The organism is Leptospira gomenensis (genome assembly GCF_004770155.1).
Lineage (GTDB): Bacteria > Spirochaetota > Leptospiria > Leptospirales > Leptospiraceae > Leptospira > Leptospira gomenensis.
In genome coordinates, this window is sequence record NZ_RQFA01000007.1 from 40,750 (window position 1) to 62,960 (window position 22,211).

13 protein-coding genes are annotated in these 22,211 nt (G+C 47.9%); 5 read left to right on the top strand and 8 right to left on the bottom strand.

Annotated elements, in window-relative coordinates; genetic code table 11:
* Positions 1-6: 6 nt before the first annotated feature.
* From EHQ17_RS00630 to EHQ17_RS00645, 4 genes are all read right to left on the bottom strand, one after another.
* On the bottom strand, positions 7-96 hold the full coding sequence (locus tag EHQ17_RS00630; protein WP_135591122.1) for a potassium-transporting ATPase subunit F: 90 nt from the start codon (positions 94-96) through the stop codon (positions 7-9).
* Positions 97-303: 207 nt separating this feature from the next.
* Positions 304-5,514, bottom strand: a complete 5,211-nt coding sequence (locus EHQ17_RS00635; RefSeq protein WP_135591120.1) for a trifunctional serine/threonine-protein kinase/ATP-binding protein/SpoIIE family protein phosphatase — start codon at positions 5,512-5,514, stop codon at positions 304-306.
* Positions 5,515-5,580: 66 nt separating this feature from the next.
* Positions 5,581-7,650 (bottom strand): NAD(P)-binding protein, encoded by a 2,070-nt coding sequence (locus EHQ17_RS00640; protein WP_135591118.1) that lies wholly within the window; start codon positions 7,648-7,650, stop codon positions 5,581-5,583.
* A 63-nt stretch (positions 7,651-7,713) separates the two neighbouring features.
* Positions 7,714-8,637, bottom strand: coding sequence for a hypothetical protein (locus EHQ17_RS00645; RefSeq protein ID WP_135591116.1), 924 nt, complete (start codon positions 8,635-8,637; stop codon positions 7,714-7,716).
* Positions 8,638-9,313: 676 nt separating this feature from the next.
* On the opposite strand from EHQ17_RS00645, the gene EHQ17_RS00650 reads away from it, so the two are divergent.
* Together EHQ17_RS00650 and EHQ17_RS00655 are read left to right on the top strand one after the other, a co-directional pair.
* On the top strand, positions 9,314-10,669 hold the full coding sequence (locus EHQ17_RS00650) for a hypothetical protein (RefSeq protein WP_135591114.1): 1,356 nt from the start codon (positions 9,314-9,316) through the stop codon (positions 10,667-10,669).
* A gap of 417 nt (positions 10,670-11,086) precedes the next feature.
* Positions 11,087-12,463 (top strand): hypothetical protein, encoded by a 1,377-nt coding sequence (locus EHQ17_RS00655; RefSeq protein ID WP_135591112.1) that lies wholly within the window; start codon positions 11,087-11,089, stop codon positions 12,461-12,463.
* 135 nt (positions 12,464-12,598) lie between these two features.
* Here EHQ17_RS00655 and EHQ17_RS00660 read toward each other — a convergent pair whose 3' ends face one another.
* From EHQ17_RS00660 to EHQ17_RS00670, 3 genes are all read right to left on the bottom strand, one after another.
* Entirely contained in the window at positions 12,599-14,284 is a 1,686-nt protein-coding gene (locus EHQ17_RS00660; RefSeq protein WP_135591110.1) for a hypothetical protein, read from the bottom strand.
* Between the two features lie 108 nt (positions 14,285-14,392).
* Positions 14,393-15,496, bottom strand: coding sequence for an LIC_10091 family lipoprotein (locus EHQ17_RS00665; RefSeq protein ID WP_135591108.1), 1,104 nt, complete (start codon positions 15,494-15,496; stop codon positions 14,393-14,395).
* Between the two features lies 1 nt (position 15,497).
* Positions 15,498-16,379 (bottom strand): formylglycine-generating enzyme family protein, encoded by an 882-nt coding sequence (locus tag EHQ17_RS00670; RefSeq protein WP_135591106.1) that lies wholly within the window; start codon positions 16,377-16,379, stop codon positions 15,498-15,500.
* A 217-nt stretch (positions 16,380-16,596) separates the two neighbouring features.
* On the opposite strand from EHQ17_RS00670, the gene EHQ17_RS00675 reads away from it, so the two are divergent.
* Positions 16,597-18,126: a M14 family zinc carboxypeptidase gene (locus tag EHQ17_RS00675; RefSeq protein WP_135591104.1), complete on the top strand. Its 1,530-nt coding sequence runs from the start codon at positions 16,597-16,599 to the stop codon at positions 18,124-18,126.
* The gene (locus EHQ17_RS00680; protein ID WP_135591102.1) at positions 18,123-19,034 is read left to right on the top strand and encodes a DMT family transporter; all 912 of its coding nucleotides are present in this window, start codon (positions 18,123-18,125) and stop codon (positions 19,032-19,034) included. The genes EHQ17_RS00675 and EHQ17_RS00680 overlap by 4 nt, the downstream gene beginning before the upstream one ends.
* 38 nt (positions 19,035-19,072) lie before the next feature.
* On the opposite strand, the gene EHQ17_RS00685 is transcribed toward EHQ17_RS00680, so the two are convergent.
* Positions 19,073-19,993 carry an N-formylglutamate amidohydrolase gene (locus EHQ17_RS00685; protein ID WP_135591100.1) on the bottom strand — a complete coding sequence of 307 codons (921 nt, stop codon included), beginning with the start codon at positions 19,991-19,993 and terminating at the stop codon, positions 19,073-19,075.
* Between the two features lie 631 nt (positions 19,994-20,624).
* On the opposite strand from EHQ17_RS00685, the gene EHQ17_RS00690 reads away from it, so the two are divergent.
* Entirely contained in the window at positions 20,625-21,599 is a 975-nt protein-coding gene (locus EHQ17_RS00690; RefSeq protein ID WP_135591098.1) for a hypothetical protein, read from the top strand.
* Positions 21,600-22,211 lie beyond the last annotated feature (612 nt).

Sequence of the window (22,211 nt, forward strand, 5' to 3'; positions counted from 1 at the left end):
TTTCCCTCAGAATTTTTCCGGTTTAAAGATCGAATAAACGAGATAAACGAGACAAAACGCGCCCATCGTCACCGCCAGAGTAGTTTCAAAATTCATTATATTTAATTTCTCTTATGTTTTCGTATATAAAGCGTCTTGTCCGGATTTTTCCGGAATATCGACTGCGTTACGGCCGAAACGAATACCCTTAAGTAAAACACGGGATTTCCGATCGGTCAACCCGAGGCGGATTAAGCCTGGAAAAACGGAGTTAAGATGTTGTTAGGAGCCTTTCCGTCCGGTGAGGATGCGGGGGGCGGCCGATTATAGAATTTCCGCGGAAAGGAAAGTGATGTCGTCTTGGGCACGTTGTCCGGAAAGAAAGGATTTGAGATCGCCAAACACCGAGTTTACGAGGTCGGCGATCGGTTTCGAGGATTCCTTGAGTATGGATTCCAAAAGTCGGTCTTCGCCGAATTCCTCCTCGAAAGAGTTGAATTCCTCGACGATTCCGTCGGAAAAGAAGAACAGTTTATCCCCTTGGGCGATCTCCAAAAATTGGGATTGATATCTGACTTTCTCGGAGATTCCTATGATCGGTCCGCTTTTGGACAAACGTGTAATCGTAGTTCCGGAAAGATAAAACTGATCTGGGTGTCCCGCCGCCGAATACGAAAGCGTTCCTTCTTCCGTATCCACGTCCGCGATCAAACAACTAAAGAAGGATTTGATCGCGCTGTATTTGGCGATGATCTCCTTGTTTAACGCGGTGATCACTTCCCCCGGAGGAAGGTCGAGGTATTTTATACTTTCGTATTCGGATTTGATCAACATGGTGACTAACGCGGCTTGGACTCCGTGACCGGTCGCGTCGGCCAAAAAGATACGAACCTTTCCGGGTGATATTTCCGCATAATCGTATATGTCTCCGCCCACTTCGGTCATCGGTATGTATTTCGTCAAAATGCATATTCCGCCTAACGTGGCTTCCGGAGGAGGAAGGATTCGATCCTGGATTTTTTGCGCGTAGAGAAGATCCTTTTGAATCAACTTGATCGTGTTGTTCAATTCACCGGTACGTTCCACCACCTTTTCTTCCAGTTCCGCGTAGAGGTTTGCGTTCTCGATAGAAATCGCAGCTTGTCCGGCTATCAGTTCCAAAGTTTGAATCCTGTTTTCGGTGAATACGCCTTTGACGAGCTGGTTTTCGAGATAAAGCACACCTTTGAGGCTTCCCGCGTGGATCAGGGGAAAACATATCACCGATTGCGGTTTTTTTTCCTTTATATACTGATCCGTAAAGTCCTTGATCGAAGAGGTATCGAGTCCGTTGGTGGAAACCATTTTCCCGGTTCTAAAGACGTAATTTAGATAGGAGACGGGGTATTGTGTTTCGTCCAATTCCGGCAGATTCTCCACGACGATGCCGCTTTCTCCGCTTTGCCCGGCCAGATAGACCATTAGATTTTTATTATGTAGATGGAAGTAGATCGCCCGCGTCGCTCCGGCCGTCTCCATGGCGATCTGAATGAGTTTTTTCAGTAGGTTGTCCAGAAGTATTTCACCCGAAAGAAGATTATACGTCTTTAATATGATTTCCTGGTCCACAGCCGGAGTTTGGTGATTCGTTTTTCTTCCGTTAGTCTCCGCGAGGCCCGATCGATCCAATCGATCCGCAAAACGATCTTCCAATTCGGCGACCTTTACGGACGCTCCCCATCTGGAGTAAAGATCGATCGAGTTTTCGACGTAATAATTTCCCAAGGAAAAATTTCCCAATTTGTAGTGATACTTCGCCGCGATTTCGCACGCCAGCGCCTGAAACGACTGAAAACCCGATTCCTGAAAAAGTTTCATCGCCTTCTCATAACCCGCTATCGTCGCTCCTATATCGCCTTTGATCCTGCTTTTTTCCGCTTTGAGAAGTTCGAGATGTCCCATAAAGTTCTCGGGACAGTCGCGGCTCCATTTTTCGAAGTAGGCTAGGATTGTTTTCGTCTTTCTGGAGAGTTGAATCTTCCGGGAGAATGAAAGAGTATCATAATTTGCGAATATAGTAAGTCCGTAATAAAACCAGAACTCCGCGAACGGAATCAAACCGAAGGCGTTTTGGATGAGTTTTTCGCCTTCCGTTCCGGAAATCAGGGCTCTTTCGAAGTTTCCAGAGAAGTAGTGAAGTTTGGTAAGGTCGTGATAATAGTAGGAAAGCGCGGTGTAGTTCTTATCCTCCAAAATCCGTTTTTCGAACGCGACGCTGTCGAATCCGGAATCGTTCAACGAGTCAGGGGAAGCCGTTTTTCCGGCCAACGCGCGGATTAGCTGATGCGAACTTTTTACGATGGTGAACGCGAAGTTGTCGCGTGAAGCCGTAAAATACTGATCCGCGTTTTCAATATCCGAAAGCAATTCCTCGATGGGGGACGCGGCGAATATCTTCTTCTGCGTTTTGGCTTGCATGCTGAAACCCGCGTAAAAGATATCCCCGTTTTGCAACGCTCCGTTGTGGACGTCGTCCAATAATCCTATGTCGAGAGTGATATGCCTTTTCCAATGACAAAGATAGGCGGAATAAACGTACTGAACCTTCCACTTCACGAGGTCGAACGGAATCTTATCGTTGAGTTTCAACGCAAGGTGCGAATAACGTATCGCTTGGTCCAGATCCTTGAGCGCCTGGTTGACGATCATGCCGTAACCGCTGTAGGCGATCGGGCTGCTCCTGGACACTCCTTTTGTCAGAGAAGTATTAAACATTTTTAATACGATTAGAGCGAATAGGTTCTGGTTGTAGGTGAACGCGGAAGGACCGAGGTCCGCGAAAAGATCGATCAACGCCTGGTATTCCGGTTCCGAATTCTCCTTTACGTAGACGAGTTCCTGATCCGACTTCCCTTTGGAGAGGATGAGCGAAAGAAATAACTCCTTGAATAGGACCAACGTTACGCGCAACGGAGAAGAAGGAATGTTGATGCGGAACCGTTTCATCGCCCGTATACCCGCGAGGACCGCGTTTTCGACCTTGTTCATTTTGGAATAAAGTCTGACTTGGATCGCGTCTGCGCGGATATACTGCAGATCCGGAAGGTTTAGGTTTTCCAGGGACTCTAAAAGTTGCATCGTCCTTTCGTAATGATTGAGTAGATATTCCGTCTCCGCGGTTTCCAAAATCACGTTCGAATACATCTCTAAATCGTTGGTCATGGAATCCTTGTCCAACGAATTCAACGCTGAGTTCAGATAACGCAGGGAACTTTCGTAAGAACCGGAACTTTTCGCCTGCAAACCCGCTTTGTAGTTGAGTAACGTTAGATGTTTGCGGAGGGATTCCTCTTTGATCTCATCCGAAGCCTGATTGAGGTGGTTGGCGATCTGGAACAAAACCCTGTTTTTGGGTTCCGGTCCGTGAGTGTTCAACAGTGCAACTCCGACCTTCTTATGGAATTCCCTGCGTTTGGATTCCTCGAGGAGACTATAGGCCGCCTGTTGGACCCTATCGTGCGAAAATCCGAAACCCTGTTCCGAGGATACGTTCTCCTCGAAAAGAGAATGATCCTGACTATGCACCGGAGTCAACAGACCTTCCCGAACGGCCTCCCAGAGTATCTGATTGAGTTTAGAAGTATCAAAAAAACGTAATTTACTAATGAATCCGGACGTGAACCTTTCTCCCAGACAGGAACATACGCCGAGCAACTCCTGTACTCCGGGCGAAAGTTCGCGTATTCTTTGACAAAGCAGATCGACTACGTTATCCGCCACCGGAAGGTCTGAAATTTTCCCCGTATCCCATTTCCAGTGTTTCGCTTCGAAGTCGTATGCTAGGGAATTGGCCTTTTCCGAGGCTCTGAGTAGTTGAACCACGGCGAACGGATTTCCTAACGTCTTTTTGTGCAAGGTCGCCGATACCGAAGAGATCTGTTCCTCCGGTCCGGGAGCGAGATCTTGGAGAAGACGAAATATGCTGTCCTCGTCCAGAGGATCGACGGTGATTCTGCTGCTTTGAACTTTGTTGTCCTCGAGCGAATCCACGATTCTGGAGAATTCGTTCGTTTTTTCCAGTGCCTCCGGTCTAAAAGCAAGAATACATAAGAAGTTCTTAATTTTCGCATATATTAAAAAGGTTTCGATCAGCTTTAAGCTGGCCGGATCGGCCCATTGCAAGTCGTCCATATAAAGCACCAAGGGACGACTCGTTTCCGAAATGGCGCGGATGAAATTTCTCAAGGTGAAATAAAAACGGTTCCTATTTTCGTCCGGAGGAAGTTCAGCCAAATCTGGTTGCGGTCCGATGATGAACTCTAGTTCGGGAATCTGATTTAAAAGTATTTTTCCGTTCGCGCCCGTGTATTGAAGGATGAGTCGCTTGAAATCGCGGATTTCCTTTTCCGGTTTGGAAAGAAAGATCGAAACCAAATCCCTCAGCGAATGAATCAAACCTCCGAAAGGAACGGACGTTTCGTACTGGTCGAATTTACTCTGAACCACGATTCCGCCCCGTTCGGAAATACTTTTCAAAAAGGAACGGGCTAAAGCCGATTTTCCCGAACCGGATTCGCCCGTAATGAGGACCAGGCCCGTTTCTCCGCGGAATACCTTGTCCAAGGAGGCTTCCAATACCGCCTTTTCCTTATCCCTTCCGTAGAGCGCGGACGGATCGAAGGTAAGTTCCGGAACGTCCCTGGTTCCCGGTGCGAACAGATTCTGCGGACTTTGGTTTCCGAATTCGCGTCTACAGAGTTCGATGTCGTATATCAACCCGTTAATGGACGCATAACGTTGTTCCGGATCCTTCTCCAAAAGTTTCGCTATCACCAACGATATGGAAAGAGGAAGTTCTCCGCGGACCGTATGCGCCAAAGGAGGACGCCTCGCAAGATGTGCGTGTATGATTTCGTTGCGATCCTTGGAGACGAAGGGAAGCGTTCCGGTGATCATCTCGTAGAATATGATTCCCAGGGAATAAAAATCCGTGCGTAGATCCAAAACCCTCGAAAGTCTTCCCGTCAGTTCGGGAGAAATATACGAAAGCACCTCGGCGGAAAGATCGGGTGTGATCGATGGGGAAGTGTCTTTTCCGGAAAACGTGGCGGAGGAGAAGTCGGTGATTTTTGCCGCGCCCGTTTCCGGTTGGATCCAGATGTTTCCGGGACGAAGGGATTGGTGTAGTATCCTTTTTTCGTGGACTTCCCGCAGAGCGAGCGCGATGTTTATCGCCGTTTCGAAGAATTTTTCCACGGAATGAATTCCGTTCGGGTACATTCTCGCGAGAGGAACCGAACCACAATCCTCGATCACGAGGACTGGCACGTTTTCGTGACGGATCAGTTCGAGTGAATTTTGAATTCCGGGTCCTTTAGCAAAACTAGAAATTCTAAAGTCGTGATGGAGCTTCTGAATTTCCTTGCGACTCGGATTTTTCTGTCGAAGGACCTTAAGGAGAACGTGTTTCCCCGTCCTTTGATCCAAGGATCTGTATATCAGAAACTGATGATCAACGGAAAAGGATTCAAACGTTTCAAAACCTGGAAGTTCCATCCTGGAAGAACTGTGATATTCTCCCTAGGATTAAAATCAAAAAGAAAAAAGTCCGGTTCTTGAAATTCAGAGGAAACATCGAGCGGCTTCGATCCCGCTGACCACCGTACTTTCGACACAACCCGCGTTCAGGATCGGGTTTTGAATCCAGTCACCCGTGATCACCAAATTGTAATATCCGTTGTCTCCCGCGGGAAGTCTGTATTTCGTCGAACCCTTAGGCGACAAAACGTATCTCTCCGTCGGCTGGATATTCAATCGATAGAAGGCGGAATCCAATCCAGGAGCGCGGCTTTGATCCGTGTGAAGCAGAAGGTCCCAGTTGAATTCGGATTTCGCTCCTGGTTCCACCGCCGCCGGCCAGAGGTTGTACGCGTCTTTGTTTAAAAATCGAGCGACTCGTTCGCGTAATTTCCTCATCTCTTCCGGGAGATCGGGGTCGGCGAGCGGATTGGCCGGTCCGGTTCCCGCCGGAGAAGGTCCGCAGAAATACGCGATATGATTCGGCGTCATCGCATCCGGCCAGGATTCCCGAATGATCAAGTGACTCATATCACACCAAGTATCGAACGGTTCCACATAGGAGCCAAGGATGGGCGGTTCGTTTTTCCAGTATTTCCAGCCGAGTCCGGCCGTGTCCGGATACATCCAAAGTTGGAAGGCGTCCGTCAGACAGGTTTGGATCGTTTCGGTCATCTGCCGCCATTTTGCGTTGGATTTCAGAATTTCAGGACACAAAAACGGAATGGCACCGATGGAAATTCCGAACACGATTCGATCGAAATCCTTTCCTTGTTCGAGGACGAATTCCTCTCGATCCTTCCAATCGGACCAATAATTTTCCAAATCCACATGAGTATCTTTTAATATTTGTCCTTCGACGATCTGATCGTAAAGGGGTTCGCTCGGCCAACAACCCAATCCTTTAACATCGATTAGGGGGGAATATTCGTCCGTTTTGAGAGTTACTTGTCTCCCGATTCGTACACTTTGGATCCCTTCCTTTCCGTCGATTTTTCCGGGAACGAGTTCCCGAACCCTATGGAAGAATCGGATATCGACTCCCCGTTTTTTGAGAATTTCGTATAACGGAGTCATGATGGTGTCGCCCATACCGGCTTGCATCCTGTAGGCGACCGCGCCTTTGTACGTGAACACCATTCTCAGCGCGCCTTTGAGTGCCGTTCCCGCGGCGAACGTGTATTGATTGACTCCGCCGAAAACCAATCCGTAGATCGCCTGGACGATCGCGGAGTTGATCGTGATTTCGCTAGCACCGTGTTTGCGGAGCCATTCCCGATAATCGTAATCGTCTATACTTTCGAATCCTTTTTCGAATACACGATCCTCGATCATGCCGCGTATGTTGGTGAGGCTGAAATCGATCATGATCCAAAAACGTCTCGCTTCCGTATTGGATTCTATCTTCTTTTCTATCCTTTCCCAAAGCGATCGGACAAACAGATCCGTTATGCGGAGAAAACGATCGTGCGGAAAATCGGCGCTGAGTTTATCGAGCAGATTCTTTAATACGAGGATTGTCTTTCCCACCAAATCCAATCCTATGTCTTCGACCGTGTCCTCGATCCATTCCAGGATCTGGTTCCAGACGCTGTGATCGTTTTCCCCGTTTTCATCGTCCGGAAAGATGGAGTCGCGATTGGCTTGATAATATTCGGAGACGTAGTTGAGTATCATCGAAGGATAAGAGCTGGGGCTCGGCAGTTCCAGGGTTTCCCCGGGGACTTGGTCGTTCATCGGAAATTGGATGGGCCAGGGTTCATAACTTCCGTTGACGTTTTCCTCGAGTACGAAATAATTCGCCGGTTTAAACGCCTCTTCCCAAGTCGCTAAAGGTTTTGTGAGAGGTTTGTCCAACTCTTCGTAACATTTACGGATCAACTGAAAGGCGTGATCGTAAAACCCGAACCAGATATGAAGCCCGTGTTCTTCGATACGATTGTAAACGTTCTGGTTTCTTCCGCTGGCTCCTTTGCCGCCCAACCTCCATCCCATGTGATAGAGCGTAAGTTCGTATTTTTCCTTCCAATCCGGTTTGGAAGTGATTTCATACGCCGTTACGAGGGAACTCAATCCCCCGCCTAAAATGACCACCTTTTCCTTTTTGCCGCCCATAGTTCTTCCCAATTAGTCCTTTGATTTCCGTTTCTATTTATTTAAAAGAATATTAGAATATTCTTATGTATTTTGATGGATGATTTTTCCGGGGGAAAAATCGAAATCGAAGTCGCACCAGATTCCGAATTGAACCGGAACCGAAGCGCCTTTTAATCCGAAGTCGGACACGAACGGAAAATACGGGTTGTCCAAAAGATCCAAAACGTAGTTCCCTTCGAGCAGACCGCCTTTTCTGAAGTGGGTGACGTTGCTGCTCGCTTCGACGATCGCCTGGTAGCAGGCTTTGGTCGGATCGGCGGCGTCGCGGAATTGTTTTAGGAAAACCATTCCGAGCTCGGGAGAAAATAGGAAATCGAATAGGTTGATCACAAGTCCCATTCCCGGGATCGTGATTTTGGAAGGATCTCCGAAGAGCACCTCCGCGAATTTATTTCCTATTTTAGAAAAGTCGTCGAAGGATTCTTTCTTTTGAGAACCTCCGGGCGGACAGGTCAACGTAAACATTCTTTGCCAAATCGCCTGACGATCTTTTCCTCTCGGAGTGACCGCGTCCGCGGAAAAATATTCGGGCGGGACCTGTAGCGACGGCATTTGGAAGTTTCCCTGAATCTTGTGAAATCCGTAGATCTCCCTTCCGGTCGCCATCGCGGTGGGAATATCCACGAAAAGATAAGGCTGATAAAATCGGATTCGAAGCGGATCCTTCGCAAACAGAGGAATCCAAAAACCTACGTCCGTTTCTTCGACCCAACCGCAGTCGTTTCCCGGTACGAGATATTGTTGTTTTGCGAATACGAGAAAAAGTTTGTCCGTAAACGCGGAGTAGTGCGCGCTTCCGTTAGCGGGCCCGTTGAGATCCCTATCCACGATCGATTGTATCGAAGCCTGATTTCCTTCTATACAAAAGGAATAAAATTCCACCTGTTTCATCTGATACGGCGGAGGGAGTTCCTGTTCTCCGCCGCGCACAACGTAGTTTGCCATGTATCGTTTTCCTCTTTAAATCGGGCTTCAAGGTGTCTGAGATTGTTAGAATATTGTAAATAATAAAATTACCATAAACTTTCGTTTTGCTAAGGTCCAGGAAGCGGTTTTCCGAGCGAAAGGGAAAAAAAACGGAACGAAAGTTTTCTATTTTGAAAATCCATTTCGTCGCGGAAAACCGAATTCTGCGGGGTGAAGTCGCGATTACGGATTCATCCGATACGCTTCGAAAAACGAACGTTAGGTTATACTCGGATTTCGGAGACGGGTCGGAAGCGCACGTTAGTCGGTGCTCGGGAGGCGGACCGGTTCGTTCGGTTTTTCTCGAGTATTGCTCCGTTTCTCCGCTTGTTTCGGTGCGGATCGGCGAGTTTTTTTCGTTTCCACTGTTTTTCTTTGCGGAGGTCGGCGGAGTGCGAGTGACGTCTAACGGATCCGGTCGGAAAATCGGTAAGATCTTTTTTTGTTATATTATATTAGAATATATTGAATTCCTTGCGTATTCCTTTTGGAACGAAGGGACTTTTCCGGATATTTCGTTTTACTTATAATTGGATTAAAATTCGCTCCGATTTTTTCGGAAAAACCGGGTTTCTATTTGTTTGTTTCGCGTCGGCCGAAGGTGAGGTTTCGATTTACCGATCGGCACGATTCTAAATAAACAAAGAGGTGTTCCATGAAAATTGTAAATCGCTCGTTCGCGATTTTGATTCTATTGCTTGCCCAGGCCGTATTCGGAGAGAATTGGAGGCTGTCGGGCCGTTTCGTTTTGCCTAACGTTCCGATCGGAAATACGGAGTTGGGTACGAATATACGAATCATAACCATCAATAATACCAACCATTATTCGCCGATGTTGGGTAACGTAGCGCTCGCATATGCGGAAGCAAGCACAACTGCGACCACCAGCCCGCGTCCGATCCGGGTCAAACGTATGACCGATTACAACGGGGGAGGATCGTCTTCTTCTCTGGCGGATGTTTGGGCGAACGTAGGAAGCGCCGGATCCACGAGCAGGGGTTTTTCATTCACCGGTTATGCGGGCCTGGAAGAATACAATTACGAGATCGGAGGAACGAATCTGTTGGATCCGATTTTGGGTTGTTTCGACGCTCCCTGCGCGAGTTTTACCACGTTAGGCGTCACTGGAACGGTTACTCCGCAAATCGACGTTTCCTACGCTTCTCCGAACGCAAAGAGTCACACGGATATGGTTTCAGATTCCGTTTACGATTATTTCGCGTATCCGGATCAGACGCAGGGAGGTAAGGTTACCGTAGTACGAAGACAACACAACAGCGGTCCTCAGTCGGCCGGAGCTTGGGAAGTTTTGGGTCAACCGGGGATTTCCGCCGTCGGAACGGTCGCTCATGTCCGTTTAACGCGGAGGGAAGGATTTCCGTTGCGGCTCGTCGTCGCGGTGGAGAACGGTTTGCTTTCCTCGATCCAGGTGTTTCGACTTTCTCCGGTTGTGATTTCCGGACAACCTCCGTTTGCGATGTGGTTTCAGGAAGGGAATACGATTTTCACCTCACACGTGTTATTGACGATTGCCCCCGATTCGAACGCCAAATACTACGCACATCCGGATTTGGAGATCAACAACGCCGGAATTCCGTTCCTACTGCATACTAGAAAAACGACCGCCGCCGAAGGCGGCATGATTCAGTCCACCGTGAAAAAACTCAACGCGGGAGAATGGCAAACGGTAGGGAACGCATTTTTGGGGAATTCGACGAGCGAAAGCAACGTCTGTACGGATATGACCTTCAACACGTTCAACGATCGTCTGCATGTGGGTTGTATCAATTTCTTTAATATTCGTCCGATGGTCCGCGTTTTTAACGGGAATCAATGGACTGGTTTGGGCGATATTCCCGCCGAGACCGGCTTTTCCGCTTGTGTCCCGTTGTTTCCTCCCGCCGACACGAGTATTACGCACGACCGTGCGACTAACGCGTTGTTCTTCGCGTTTTCTTCGTGCGGAAATTCCGATGCTAGCGTGGTCGTGGTCGCAAAGGATTTGGACTAAGATTCGGTCCGGTCCTTTTCGCAAACGGGAGAGGACCGGATTCCAACCGCCAACAAGAAACAAGAGGATGTATAATGAACTTTTTTATCGGGCGGCGTTCCAGACGGTCAAAAAGAAACTCCGTCGAAAATCAGACCGCGCTCCATTTGGATTTATTTCCGTACCAATCCACCTTGAAAAACGGATTCGATCTCGTTTATAAATATTATTTTATAATAGAATATATAATAGTTCTCATATACTTTTTTTATATGTTTTTTCTATTTATGTTTCATTATAATGGGATCAATTGTGAATCTATTTTTAAGTAAATTAATTCCGGGAGGTTTGTTTCATCGTAGTCGCGGTTTTTTGACGTTTCGTCTAACGTACGTTTCCGTTTTCTAAGGCCGCGAATAATAAACTAAGAGGTGTTTGATGAGACAGATAAATCGCATGTTCGCGATTTTAATTTTGTTTTTCTCCGTCGCGGTTTCCGCGGAGGGAAATTGGAGATATTCGGGAAGTTTTCTTCTTCCGAGTACTTCTATCGGAGGATTGGAGTTGGGCACGAATCTGCGGATCATTACCGTTCTATCGGGTAACGCGATTCTACATAAGGTCGCTCTGGCGTACACGGAGGCGGATACGAATTTTCCGATCGTTCAGAAACGGATTCGTATCAAACGTTTGGAGGGTTATAACGGCGACGGTTTTTTTCCGTTCTTCGGGGATTCTTGGGTTTCTATGGGAAGTCCCGGATTGACGAATCGCGGTTTTTCGTTCAGCGGATACGCGTTCGACTATTACGATTACGAATACAAGATCGGAGGAACGAGTTTAACGTCTCCTATTCTAGGTTGTTACAGTTCTTTTCCGTGTTCGGATTCCGACTATGTGCCGGTGGGAGATTCTAACTTAGTCATTCCGCAGATCGCTCCGACTTCCCATTATCCGGCGTCCAAAAGTTCCACGGATCTGATTTCGGATTATGCGAACGAATATTTCGCGTATCCCGATCAGACGCAAGGAGGGAAGGTTACCGTCGTCAAACGCAAACATTACACCACTCTTACCCAAGGGGTTTGGGAAGTCGTCGGACAACCGGGCTTCTCCGCTCCTGGTACGGTGGCGCACGTTAGACTCGCTTTCCGGAACGGACATCCACTGCGGATCGTCGTAGGTATGGAAAACGGACTTTTGTCTTCGTACGAGGTCTTTCGTTTACAGCCGATTGTGATTCCCGGACAACCAGCGTTTTCTTTTTGGGTCAAAGAGGGGAATACGATTCCCGCTCAACACGCGTTGACGACTCTTTCTTCTTCGGATCCGAATTCCAAATATTACGTTCATCCCGATTTGGAGATCAACGGAGCCGGTGTTCCGTTTTTACTCACTTCGAGAAAAACGACCGCCGCCGAAGGTGGTAAATTTCAATCCACCGTGAGGACGCTCAACGGGGGACAATGGGTTCCTCTCGGAAACGAGTTTCTCGGAAATTCTCCGTCGATGGATCACGTTTGTACGGATATGACCTTCAACACGTTCAACGATCGTTTGTATGTGGGTTGTATCGAATTTTACAACTTGAAGCCGGTGGTTAAAACGTATCTTCCGGTTTTGGGTTCGTGGTCAAACGCGGGTAACGTTCTCGACGAGACCGGTTACAACGCTTGTGTCCCGCTCGGACCTCCTCCCGATAGCAGCATAACGCATGATCGCGCGACGAACGCGCTTTTTTTCGCGTTCTCCGGTTGCGGGAACGGTTCCGGTAACGATCCTCGCGTAGTAGTAGTATCCAAGGATTTGGATTGATATTTGAGACGCCGTTTCCGGACTCGTATTCCGGATACGGTCGTTTTTAAAAAGAAGGAAGTGATTTGAGGATATCCGGTCGGAATCGGGTCGATTCCCATTCGGTCTCCGTTTTTCGACAGGATATCCGTTTTTTTATCGATACGTCCTTTTTCTTCCGGTGAGTTTGTGCCAAAGATCGATCTCGCGGTTTTTCTCCTCCCGAAAGCGGGCGAATCGTTCCGCCGATGTCTCGTCCCATATTAGAATATTTTGTTTATCGCATGTGATTTCGAATTTGGGCGGGCCGAAGGAATTTATCAGTTCGTTTCGATCCAATCCGGGCGTTACGGCGAAGTCGTATTCCCCGTCGGAAGGATCGGTGTACCAGTTCCAAGTATTCTGCCAGTATTCGGGATGAAGATCCGGGAAAAAATTGTCGGCGCGAAGGCCGGTTCCGGAAAAGACGCGGATCCTCCTCGAAGTCCAAAAATCGGACATTCCCTTATGGAAACCGTATTCTTTCCTTTTTTCGTCCAAACAGAAGACGAGCGCGTCCTCGTATGCGGAAAACCGCGTTCTTCCGGAGGAGAACGAAAATCCGATCATTAATAAAATTAGAATATACAAAAATTTTAATTTCGCTTTAAAAAAATTTCGGTGTTCCGACCATACGAGGATATGCAACGGGACCCAACAGAACAACAAAGGAATCAGGTAGCGGAGCGTTATTCCGTCGCTCCGAAAAACTCCCGACAACGTTCCGGTTCCTAAAATTCCCAGAGAAGAAAGAACGACCGAAAGCAGCAAGTATCTGTATCGAAGAGAATACGAACGCGTTTGCGGGAGCGTCCGGCCGGGACTTTGTCCCTTGTCTTTTTTTAAAAAGACGAAAATCGGAACCAGGGAAAGATACGCGAATACGAGTAAAAGTAAGGCGGTTGCGTCGGATCGGATTTGATGTCGGATCGTGTCTTCGATCGGTTTCCAAAAATTCCAAGAAGGGGTTCCCGTATAATATCCGGTCGGTAGGAAGACGAAATCGGAGCGAGTCAACGTTCGGTAACAATACAAACCTGCCGACACGACGACGCCGAAAAACAACAAGGATCGTACATCCCGTTTTTCTTTTTCCGAAACGAAAAATTCCCAAACGTTCAAAACTCCGCAGGGAAGACTGAAGTAAAAAAAATACAACGGATCGGAAACGAGTAGGAGGATTTGAAGAACCGCAAAAAGGACGTATCGTACGATATGGACGACGGTTTTCTTTTCGATTTCCGTTCCCAACGAAGATCGGTCTTCGGGTTTGTCGTTCACGCGTTTTGGAGCGTTTTTTCGCGCGTTCATTCGAATCCACATCCCCGCCGAAACGAATGAAAAGGAAAACGCGCCTCCGTGCGACGCAAATCCGATCGCGGAAAAAGTTCCGGAGAAAAACGAAGGGAGAATTAGAAAAAAAGAATATACTAAAGTAGCCGATGATTTTTCGAAACGCCTCTTTCCCGTTGTTCCGTTTTCCGATCCCAAAAAATAAAAGACGGAGAATCCCAACCATAATACCTGGAATAGGTAGGAAACATATACGCTAACGACACCGTCGGCGATCCAAGGACGAAGACAGAAATATACGAACAAATCCGGAAAAAAAAACGGGGAAGGGGTGAGACTCCATCCTTGGAGAGAATTTCCGTCTATGATCAAATCCTGATATACGACGGCGGGATACAAAACGTCCGCGTTGAATGCGAGGCTCCGCAGCACCGATCCGCCGTCTAAGGAAAGTAAAAAGAAGAATACTGAAACGGCGAATACGATCCATTCTTCCGCTTGCCGTTTCATTCTGCGGAAGGAGTGGATCGTATCGGAATCGTTTGTAAAGTGTTTTACCGTTTCGAGAGAGGAATCGATCGAAAGAAAAGGAATCTTTTCCTTCGATCGAAGATGACTTTATCGAGTCGTCGAATTCGAAGCCGACGGTTTTGCAGGGGTTTCGGATGAGGAAGGCGAAGAGGTAGGAGCTACGACCGGTTCCTTGTCTACGACGGTGATCCCGTTTTTCTTATCCACGGTTCCGCCTTCCGCCATGATTTGTAAGGACCGTAATCCAGGTTTGCCGCTTGCGAGCCACTTCTGAAAATTACCGATCTTTTGAACGCAATAGTGGAATCCTCTGTCCGTGGAAATCTCCGATCCCGGGGACCAGGGAAATAAATCCCTACGAACGGATATCGTTCTTACTACGAGGGAATTTTCCTCCACGGGTAGGTTTAGGATCGAGTTTTTGAATTCCTGGGGATAGGCGAAATATTCCTCCGCGTTGCTGAAGTAGATGATTCCCAGTTTGTGCCCGGCTTTTTTGAGGGTGTTTCCGATTCCGGTTAACGTTACGGTTCCGAGTAGATTTCCCCGCACAGGAAAGATCCTGTCTTCTAATGCCAATTTTCTAATATACGAATATTGTTCGTCGTCGGTCTGGAACATTTTGTATCCGTATTTTTTGGAAAGCATCAGATTGGTTCTGTGACGTTTTCGGATGAAGGGAGAAGCCTGTTTATAAATCTTCTTGTATTTGTCCGGATCCGTCAGGGAAGTTCCGATCAATTCGAGAGCTTCCTTTTCCCCTTCCTTTCCCCAAAAACGGATGAAGTCCTCCTTTTTTTCCCCTTTTTTGAGAAATAGGATCGTAATCTCGTTTGCGTGGACGACGATCTGGGTGAAGTCCATGAGATAGACGAAGTCCGACTTGGCCCACGCGGCGATCGTCAGGTTCTGTTCGGATCCGACTCCGACATACGCGTTGCCTACGTTCTGCACTTGGGGAATCAAAAGGTCAAGACGATCCTCGTTGGATACGGTCGTATCGCCTACGTCCCATTTGGTGGGAATCAGGGTTTCCTGAGGCGTGTCGCGTAACGCGGCTACTTTGGAAACGACGTCCTGTTCGGTGAGGGAACGGTTTTCCTTGATCTTCTCCGATCCGGAACAGAAAGAACTTCCGAGAAACAAAAACGGAAGTATCCAATGAATTCTTAATTTAGAATTTTTGCACATATTAATCGTTTGCGTCCTTTGCACAACGGAATCCGAAGTGATGGTATTCCGGAAAATTTTCGGGGATATGAGCCCTGCGTTTGGAACCTCTCGCATAGGCCGCGGGCCACCACCAAGATCCGCTTTTTAAAACCTTTTTCGTATGACCCGGGCAGTTTTCCTTTCCTCCGCAGGGTCCTTTCGGATCCTTTCCTCTGCACGCGTCGCCGCAGGCCTTAAAGGAAGTGGAATACCAATCCTGAGTCCATTCCCAGGAATTACCGGCCATGTCGTACAGTCCGTAAACTCCCGGAGCGCGAGTGCCCACGTTCGCGGTCGGCATCAGATGCGGTTTTTCCGTTTTTTTCGCGACACAACCCTTGACGTCGCCCACTTCTATGATCGCACGTTCGCAGGTTGCGGGTTCGTTTCCCCAGGGATATAAATTCCCGTTGGGACCGCGGGCCGCTTTTTCCCATTCGGCTTCGGTGGGCAATCGTTTGCCGGCCCATTCGCAGTATTCCTTTGCGGTGTACCAACTGATTCCCGCCGCGGGTTGTTTGGATCCTAAATACGGTTTCCCATAACGCGGGCCGATGTAATTGCATTTTCCGGTTTTCAGACATTCCTGGCATTTACCGGCGCTCTTACATTTGTCGAATTCCTCGTTCGTTACTTCGTATACGTCCATGTAAAAATCGCTTACATAAACTTTCTCCTGCGGTCTTTCGTCTGCGTCGTGCGTGTCGCTTCCGCGGATAAATTCACCCGCGGGAATACATTTCATCCCGGAGATTTCCCTTCCGCCGCAGGCCGAATCGGCGACCAGTTTACAACGGACGAAAAACGTCAGGACGAACAAAGACGATAACAAAAGAAGAATGGAGCGAGGTTTCGATTGCATGGAAAAGGTTCCCGTTCTAAAAACACCGTTTCGGTTTTTTGGAATGAGGATAGACTGGAAAACGAAACGGACAAAGCAAGAGAAAATTCCGGGATAGCCGCCGACCTTCCGGAATCCAAAACGGAGACGAAACTTCCACGTTCGATTCCGCATTTTCCGAAAAAAATATGGATTCCCAAAGCGATTCGCTAAGATTTGTTCTATCCCTCCGGAAAGAATGAAAACCCGCATCTTCCTTCTTACACGAACCGTTCTGATCCTCGGTTTCATATCGTTTTCGACGATTTCCTGCGCGGGTTTTTTCCGTAAAAGAATTCCCAATTCCCCGTTGAACGACGTCAGGAGAATGATCCTCGTAAAAATCGAACCGGGTCGTCTGGGGGAATTCCGCGAAAAGACGGAGGGACGTTATTCCGTCAGTTATCAGGAAGCAGACGCGTTTTATGCCGTGCTTCCGAAAGAAGAAGCGGAGGCGCTCGCCTCGTCTTCGACGGGAATCGCTCTCGTCAAACAATCGTTTCCTTTTAAATACTATTCGGGCAATTATCAGGAGTTGATCGGGGAATCTTTTTCCGGATTGGCCGATCTTAAAAAGGGTTACAAGGATAATATATTAAATATTCATTATTTATCCGGAATCGCCAATCTGTATTCCAAGTTGGCGCGGGTCGAAGTCATCGGAAAAACTGCGAGGGGAAGGGAAATTCCCGCGTTGGTTTTATCCGATTCTGAGGCGCCGGATAAGGATAAAATTTCGGTGTTGTTCAACTGCGCGCATCACGCCAACGAGGTGATTTCGGTGGAACACTGCTACGATATCGTTTATTCCGTTCTTTCCGCTCCGAAAGAATATGAGAAAATTCTTAATAAGATGCGGATCTGGATCGTGCCGATCGTCAATCCTGACGGCGCGCGTCATTTTTGGCACGTCTCCCATCTGATGGGAAGAAAAAACGGATATCCCGGATCCGGACCCGTCAACGAAAAACTAAATCCGGGTGTGGACATCAATCGGAACTATCCTTTTTATTGGGGAAAAACCGGAGGAGGTTATTCCTCGTCCAATCCTTCGAACTATTTTTATCGGGGTCCTTCTCCGGGTTCCGAGCCGGAAACAAGGGCCATGATGGAACTCGCGGAACGGGAAAGGTTCGTAGCATCCATTAGCTTTCATGCATATGCCAATTGTCTGTTGGTCCCGTATTCTATCGACACACTGAACAATCCGGAGCCGGATATGGCCTTCGAATTGGGAAAAAAAATCGCCGCTTCGGTGGCTTCGTTGAACTCGGAAAAGGAATTCGAAGCCAGAAAAAACATCTATCCCGTGGACGGTGTCGATCAGGATTATCTTTACTTCACATTCGGAACGCTCGCGTATCTGTTGGAAACCACCCACTTGAATCCGGTTTACAAGGAAGTGGAGCGCATCAACCTGAGTCTGCGAGACGCGTGGAAGATTTTGTTAAACGAAGTTATGGACGGGAAGAGGATTTTTCTGCGGATCGAGGACGAACAAGGTCTTCCCTTGGAGGCGAGGGTCGAAGTGGAGCGGGTGAAATACTTTCACGAAGAGGCGCGTACTTCCAATCCGAAAAACGGTTTTTTCTTCCAGCTTTTTCCGGACCGCAAGGAAACCAAGGTCAAAATCGCGAAAGACGGATACGAAGGCGCAGAGATAGCCGTCAAGCCGAACCGAAATCGTGAACCTCTGAAAATCGTATTAAAAAAAAGTAAACCGCAATGAATATCGCCTCTCGATTCGGAAACGAATTTTATCTCGTACTCTGCACGCTGATTTGGGGCGGAACGTTCACGATGACCATCTTCGGTCTAAGGGACACGTCACCTTCCGTCTTTCTCGCTCTTCGGTTCGGAACGGCGAGTCTGATTTTTTTGCCTTTCGCGTTGCGGGAATTCGAAAAAGGAAAGGTTTGGTTTCCGGGCGCCTTTTTTTTAGGACTGTTTTTGTATCTGGGTTTTGCGTGCGAAACGGTTGGTTTGAGGACCATTACGGCTACGAAGTCCTCGTTTTTGATAGGAACGTTAGTCGTCATTACCCCGTTTTTGGAGGCGGTGATAGGACGAAAAATGCCTTCTTCGGGAAACCTATTCGGAGCGTTCGTGGTTTTTATAGGCATCTGTCTTATCTTTTTGGGAGAATCGGGTAAGGAAGGGATTTTTCGCGTCGAAAGCGGGGATTGGATCACGTTATGCGGCGCTTTGTTTTTTTCGGCGTATATCGTTCAAATGGATCGCGTTAGTCGATACACCCCGATCCGGGTTTCCGTGTTTTATCAATCCTTTGTCGCGGGATTTTTCGCGTTCGTTTCCGCGTTTTTACTCGATTGGAGCGGTTGGGAAAAGGCGAAATTCGAGCCGAGTCTCAGGCTGATTCCGGGTGTGTTGTACAACGCGCTTTTGGCTTCCGTATTGACTACGTTTCTGCAGACGAAATTCCAGAAGTTCGTTTCTCCGACGAGAGTGGGGATTATCTTCTCTCTGGAACCGGTGTTTTCCACGATCATCGCCTATTTTTTGTTAGGTGAAACCTCCGGTCCGATCCGGATTTCCGGATGTGCTTTCGTATTCGGAGGTTTGATTCTCGCGGAAACCTTGGGCAAGGAACACGAAGCGGGAAAAAAAGCTGACTGAGAAAATCCATTTCCATTTCGTTTTGCGATTCGCGGATTTTACGGAATCGTATAACCGGCCTTTTTCAAAAAACGGATCAGCGATTCCGCGAATTTTCCGGCGAAAGCCGCTCTTAGAGTTTCGTCGTTTCTGACGTTCGGGCCGGGCGTTTCCATCTGAAAGGCGTCCACGTTTCCACCGTCGTCGGATCCGTATACGTCCGAGATAAAACCTCCCGTGAAATAATGATTGTCCGCCGAGGAAGGAAAGTTCCGAAGTTGCCGGTTCGGAAAGGACGGATATCCTTTTTCCTCGAGTAAGGTTCCGATCGCGTCGTCTCCGATCAATACTTCCCGTAACGAAATTCCACCCGCATCGACTAACGACTGTACGCTGGAAGAGCGATGGAGGAGGTCGGCCGCCCATTCGTTTTCGTCCGATTCCAATTCCGCCTCGGTCAGGTTGAATCCGAGTTGTACGATGTCCTGCTCTTGTCCGTGACCGTGGACGTCGATCAAAATTCCCCTCCGAAAACGTTTTTGTACGTCACCTTTTGCGGCGGAAACGAAACGATGAAAATCCTCATAGGCGATCCTGTTTTCCGCGAACGCGGGAGATACGAAGTCGTCCATCGCTTCGTCAATCCTTCGATTCATATCGACTTTGGAACGATCCACTCGGTTGATTACGAGATGAGGTCTTTTGCCGAGACGAACGTTTATCTCTTGGCCGATTTTGTACGCGAGGTCGGCGGTGTTCGAATCGTTGCCTAACGTGCCCGTGGTTCGATCGCTCATCTCCGAAGGTAATAAAGTTCCTCCGTGCGGCGAAGTTATGATTATGGGTAATTCTCCGATATGGATTTCCGACCAACCGTTTTTTGCGGATACGAAACCGCAGCCTATGTCTTCGATACAATCCGTCCTATCGAGTGATTCGTTTACGAAAGAAGCCGCCGCAAGAACGGGCAATATCGACAACGGATCGGTTTCCGTTTTGCGATCGCAGTGAACGAACGAGAAAACGAGAAAAAAGATCGGAAATGCGGAGATGGTAAACGAACGTAATTGAATCGGGAAAACGGGGTAGCTGGACAACAAATAATATCTCCAAAAATTTCCCGGATTCGAAGTGCGCGTACTCCGAATCCGGGCGTAAACTGAGCTTTCGATTTTCGTCTACGAAACGCTCTTAGAAAAGTATTTGCAACTGTATAACCTTTCGTTTTTAAAATTTGCGCAATTTTTTTCTCGAATTTTAAATTAATTAAAAATAGTGAATATTCCATAATAATAATATATTCATCGATCGGAATTTCTTCCTCGGCGAACCGGTTTCAACTCCGGCCCGATCCGTTTCGTTCCGTTTTCTCTTTGTTAGGCGAAACTCCGGATTTAGGGCTCGTTGAATTCGGGCAACTTTCGGAATGAAAGCCTTGTTTCGGGGAACGTAATTCGGCGTTTTGAGGTGGAATCTTGAAATTGTAGGGGCGATACTCTTAAAACGGGTTGTTATAAAAATGGATCGTATTTCCTTGGATAAGGATCCCGCTCGTATTTCGTTCGTTTGTGCGATCGGAGTTGATTCCCGGATTTTTCGGAGGATTTCGTTATGAGACCGTTTTTTAATACCCTTATTTTGTTAGGTTCGATCTTGGGGGCGACTCTTGCCTGTTCTTCCAAATCCCCTTCGAATGAAATGGACGCGACTACTTCCACCTTCGCCTTGTTATTCGGAAGTTCGGTTTCCCAAAATTCCTCCTTTTTTCCGGCGGAGATACAGTCGGTTTCTCCGGAGCATAACGGTAGATTTGCCTCCTCTTATACCGAGGCTGGAGTGCATTACACTTTTCCCCAATGTCAATCCGCGGGGGTATTCAGTTTGGAAAAGGTAGTTCCTCAGGATGTGTTCGTAGCGGAAGCGGTTTTTAAAGAGAATATCTCCTCGGGAACGATCAGCGTCACGAAATTGGGAATTCCGGTTGCGGGTTCGGTCACACAACCGGACGCTAAAACGCTTCGATTCGTTTCCGATCTTCCGGGGGATTTGTATCAGAAATACCGGGTCGTCACCTCCGACGTCAAACTCGCGTTAGATGGAAAGCCGGTCTTGGACGCGACCTGGTTTTTTTATTACGACCTCAACGGAGATCGAGGCGCGTCTCCGAATCGTGTCGGCTTAACTTGTTCGGATGCCAGCGGGACCAATGTCTGTAATTTCGAATCGACGTATCAGCTCGGTAGATTGAACGACGGAACTGTGAATCCACAATCCGTTTTCGATTTTAACGTAGATAATTTCCGAACGGACGTCGGAATCCAAGGTTCCGGCGGAGGGTTTATCTACGTCTGGTCGTACGAGCTTTGTGAAAGCGAGACGGCCGGAATTCCGCCGAAGGCTTCCGGAGAGTTCTTATTCGGAAAGATGACGGGTACCGTTCCTTGGGAGATTCCGCGCGCGGTGGTGGAGGCGAACGATTTTTACGTGGGATCGATGACTCAATTCTTTCGAAACGTAGTCGGTCAGAGATACGATCATTCGATTCATTTTGAAGAGGCTCCCCCGGTCACCGCCGCACAACAATGATCCGGCGCGTTTTTCGCCGGAGTGTTTCGTCGTTTGTCGGCTCCCCGTTTCGTTTTTCCGAGGCTCCGTTGATCGGTAGTTGAATCGTTTCCTTTCTTCCCATAAAAACGTAGGAACGTGTCGCTTTTTCATCACTGCTTCGTCTCCGTTTTGTCGGTGATACTTGTCCGATTGGAATCTTCGGCTCTTCCGTCGCGGGAGCGGTCGTTCGCAAAGGGCGAGAGGCTTGCGTTCTTCATACGACGAACTTTCGCCGTTCTTGTTTTCAGGTCCGGAAAATACGATATCATTTTGTTAAACGAACGAACGGATATGTCTGCGGAGTATTTGCTTCTTTTTGAATATTCTTAAACTTTAATTCTTTTTATGGACCGATCGGTCTACTAAAATGGCGGATCCTTGCGAGCGAATCGGTTCCCCGGGCGGGCCGATGCCGCTTTTTTCTTCGGGGATTTTTCGGGAAAAACGAAAATATTCCGAATTTTTCTCCGCGAATTCGGAATATTTTTTACAATAATTGCTTGCCGGGTCGCTTCGGATTTATACTTTGGTCCTTACCGCTGTTTCAGAAATGAGACAGCAGTGAATAACTAAGTTGCTTCTTCTTCTCGT

Excerpts from the sequence above, each read along its gene's own strand:
- EHQ17_RS00630 (WP_135591122.1), bottom strand. The coding sequence starts at position 96 with ATGAATTTTGAAACTACTCTGGCGGTGACGATGGGCGCGTTTTGTCTC.
- EHQ17_RS00635 (WP_135591120.1), bottom strand. The coding sequence starts at position 5,514 with ATGGAACTTCCAGGTTTTGAAACGTTTGAATCCTTTTCCGTTGATCAT.
- EHQ17_RS00640 (WP_135591118.1), bottom strand. The coding sequence starts at position 7,650 with ATGGGCGGCAAAAAGGAAAAGGTGGTCATTTTAGGCGGGGGATTGAGT.
- EHQ17_RS00645 (WP_135591116.1), bottom strand. The coding sequence starts at position 8,637 with ATGGCAAACTACGTTGTGCGCGGCGGAGAACAGGAACTCCCTCCGCCG.
- EHQ17_RS00650 (WP_135591114.1), top strand. The coding sequence starts at position 9,314 with ATGAAAATTGTAAATCGCTCGTTCGCGATTTTGATTCTATTGCTTGCC.
- EHQ17_RS00655 (WP_135591112.1), top strand. The coding sequence starts at position 11,087 with ATGAGACAGATAAATCGCATGTTCGCGATTTTAATTTTGTTTTTCTCC.
- EHQ17_RS00660 (WP_135591110.1), bottom strand. The coding sequence starts at position 14,284 with ATGAAACGGCAAGCGGAAGAATGGATCGTATTCGCCGTTTCAGTATTC.
- EHQ17_RS00665 (WP_135591108.1), bottom strand. The coding sequence starts at position 15,496 with ATGTGCAAAAATTCTAAATTAAGAATTCATTGGATACTTCCGTTTTTG.
- EHQ17_RS00670 (WP_135591106.1), bottom strand. The coding sequence starts at position 16,379 with ATGCAATCGAAACCTCGCTCCATTCTTCTTTTGTTATCGTCTTTGTTC.
- EHQ17_RS00675 (WP_135591104.1), top strand. The coding sequence starts at position 16,597 with ATGAAAACCCGCATCTTCCTTCTTACACGAACCGTTCTGATCCTCGGT.
- EHQ17_RS00680 (WP_135591102.1), top strand. The coding sequence starts at position 18,123 with ATGAATATCGCCTCTCGATTCGGAAACGAATTTTATCTCGTACTCTGC.
- EHQ17_RS00690 (WP_135591098.1), top strand. The coding sequence starts at position 20,625 with ATGAGACCGTTTTTTAATACCCTTATTTTGTTAGGTTCGATCTTGGGG.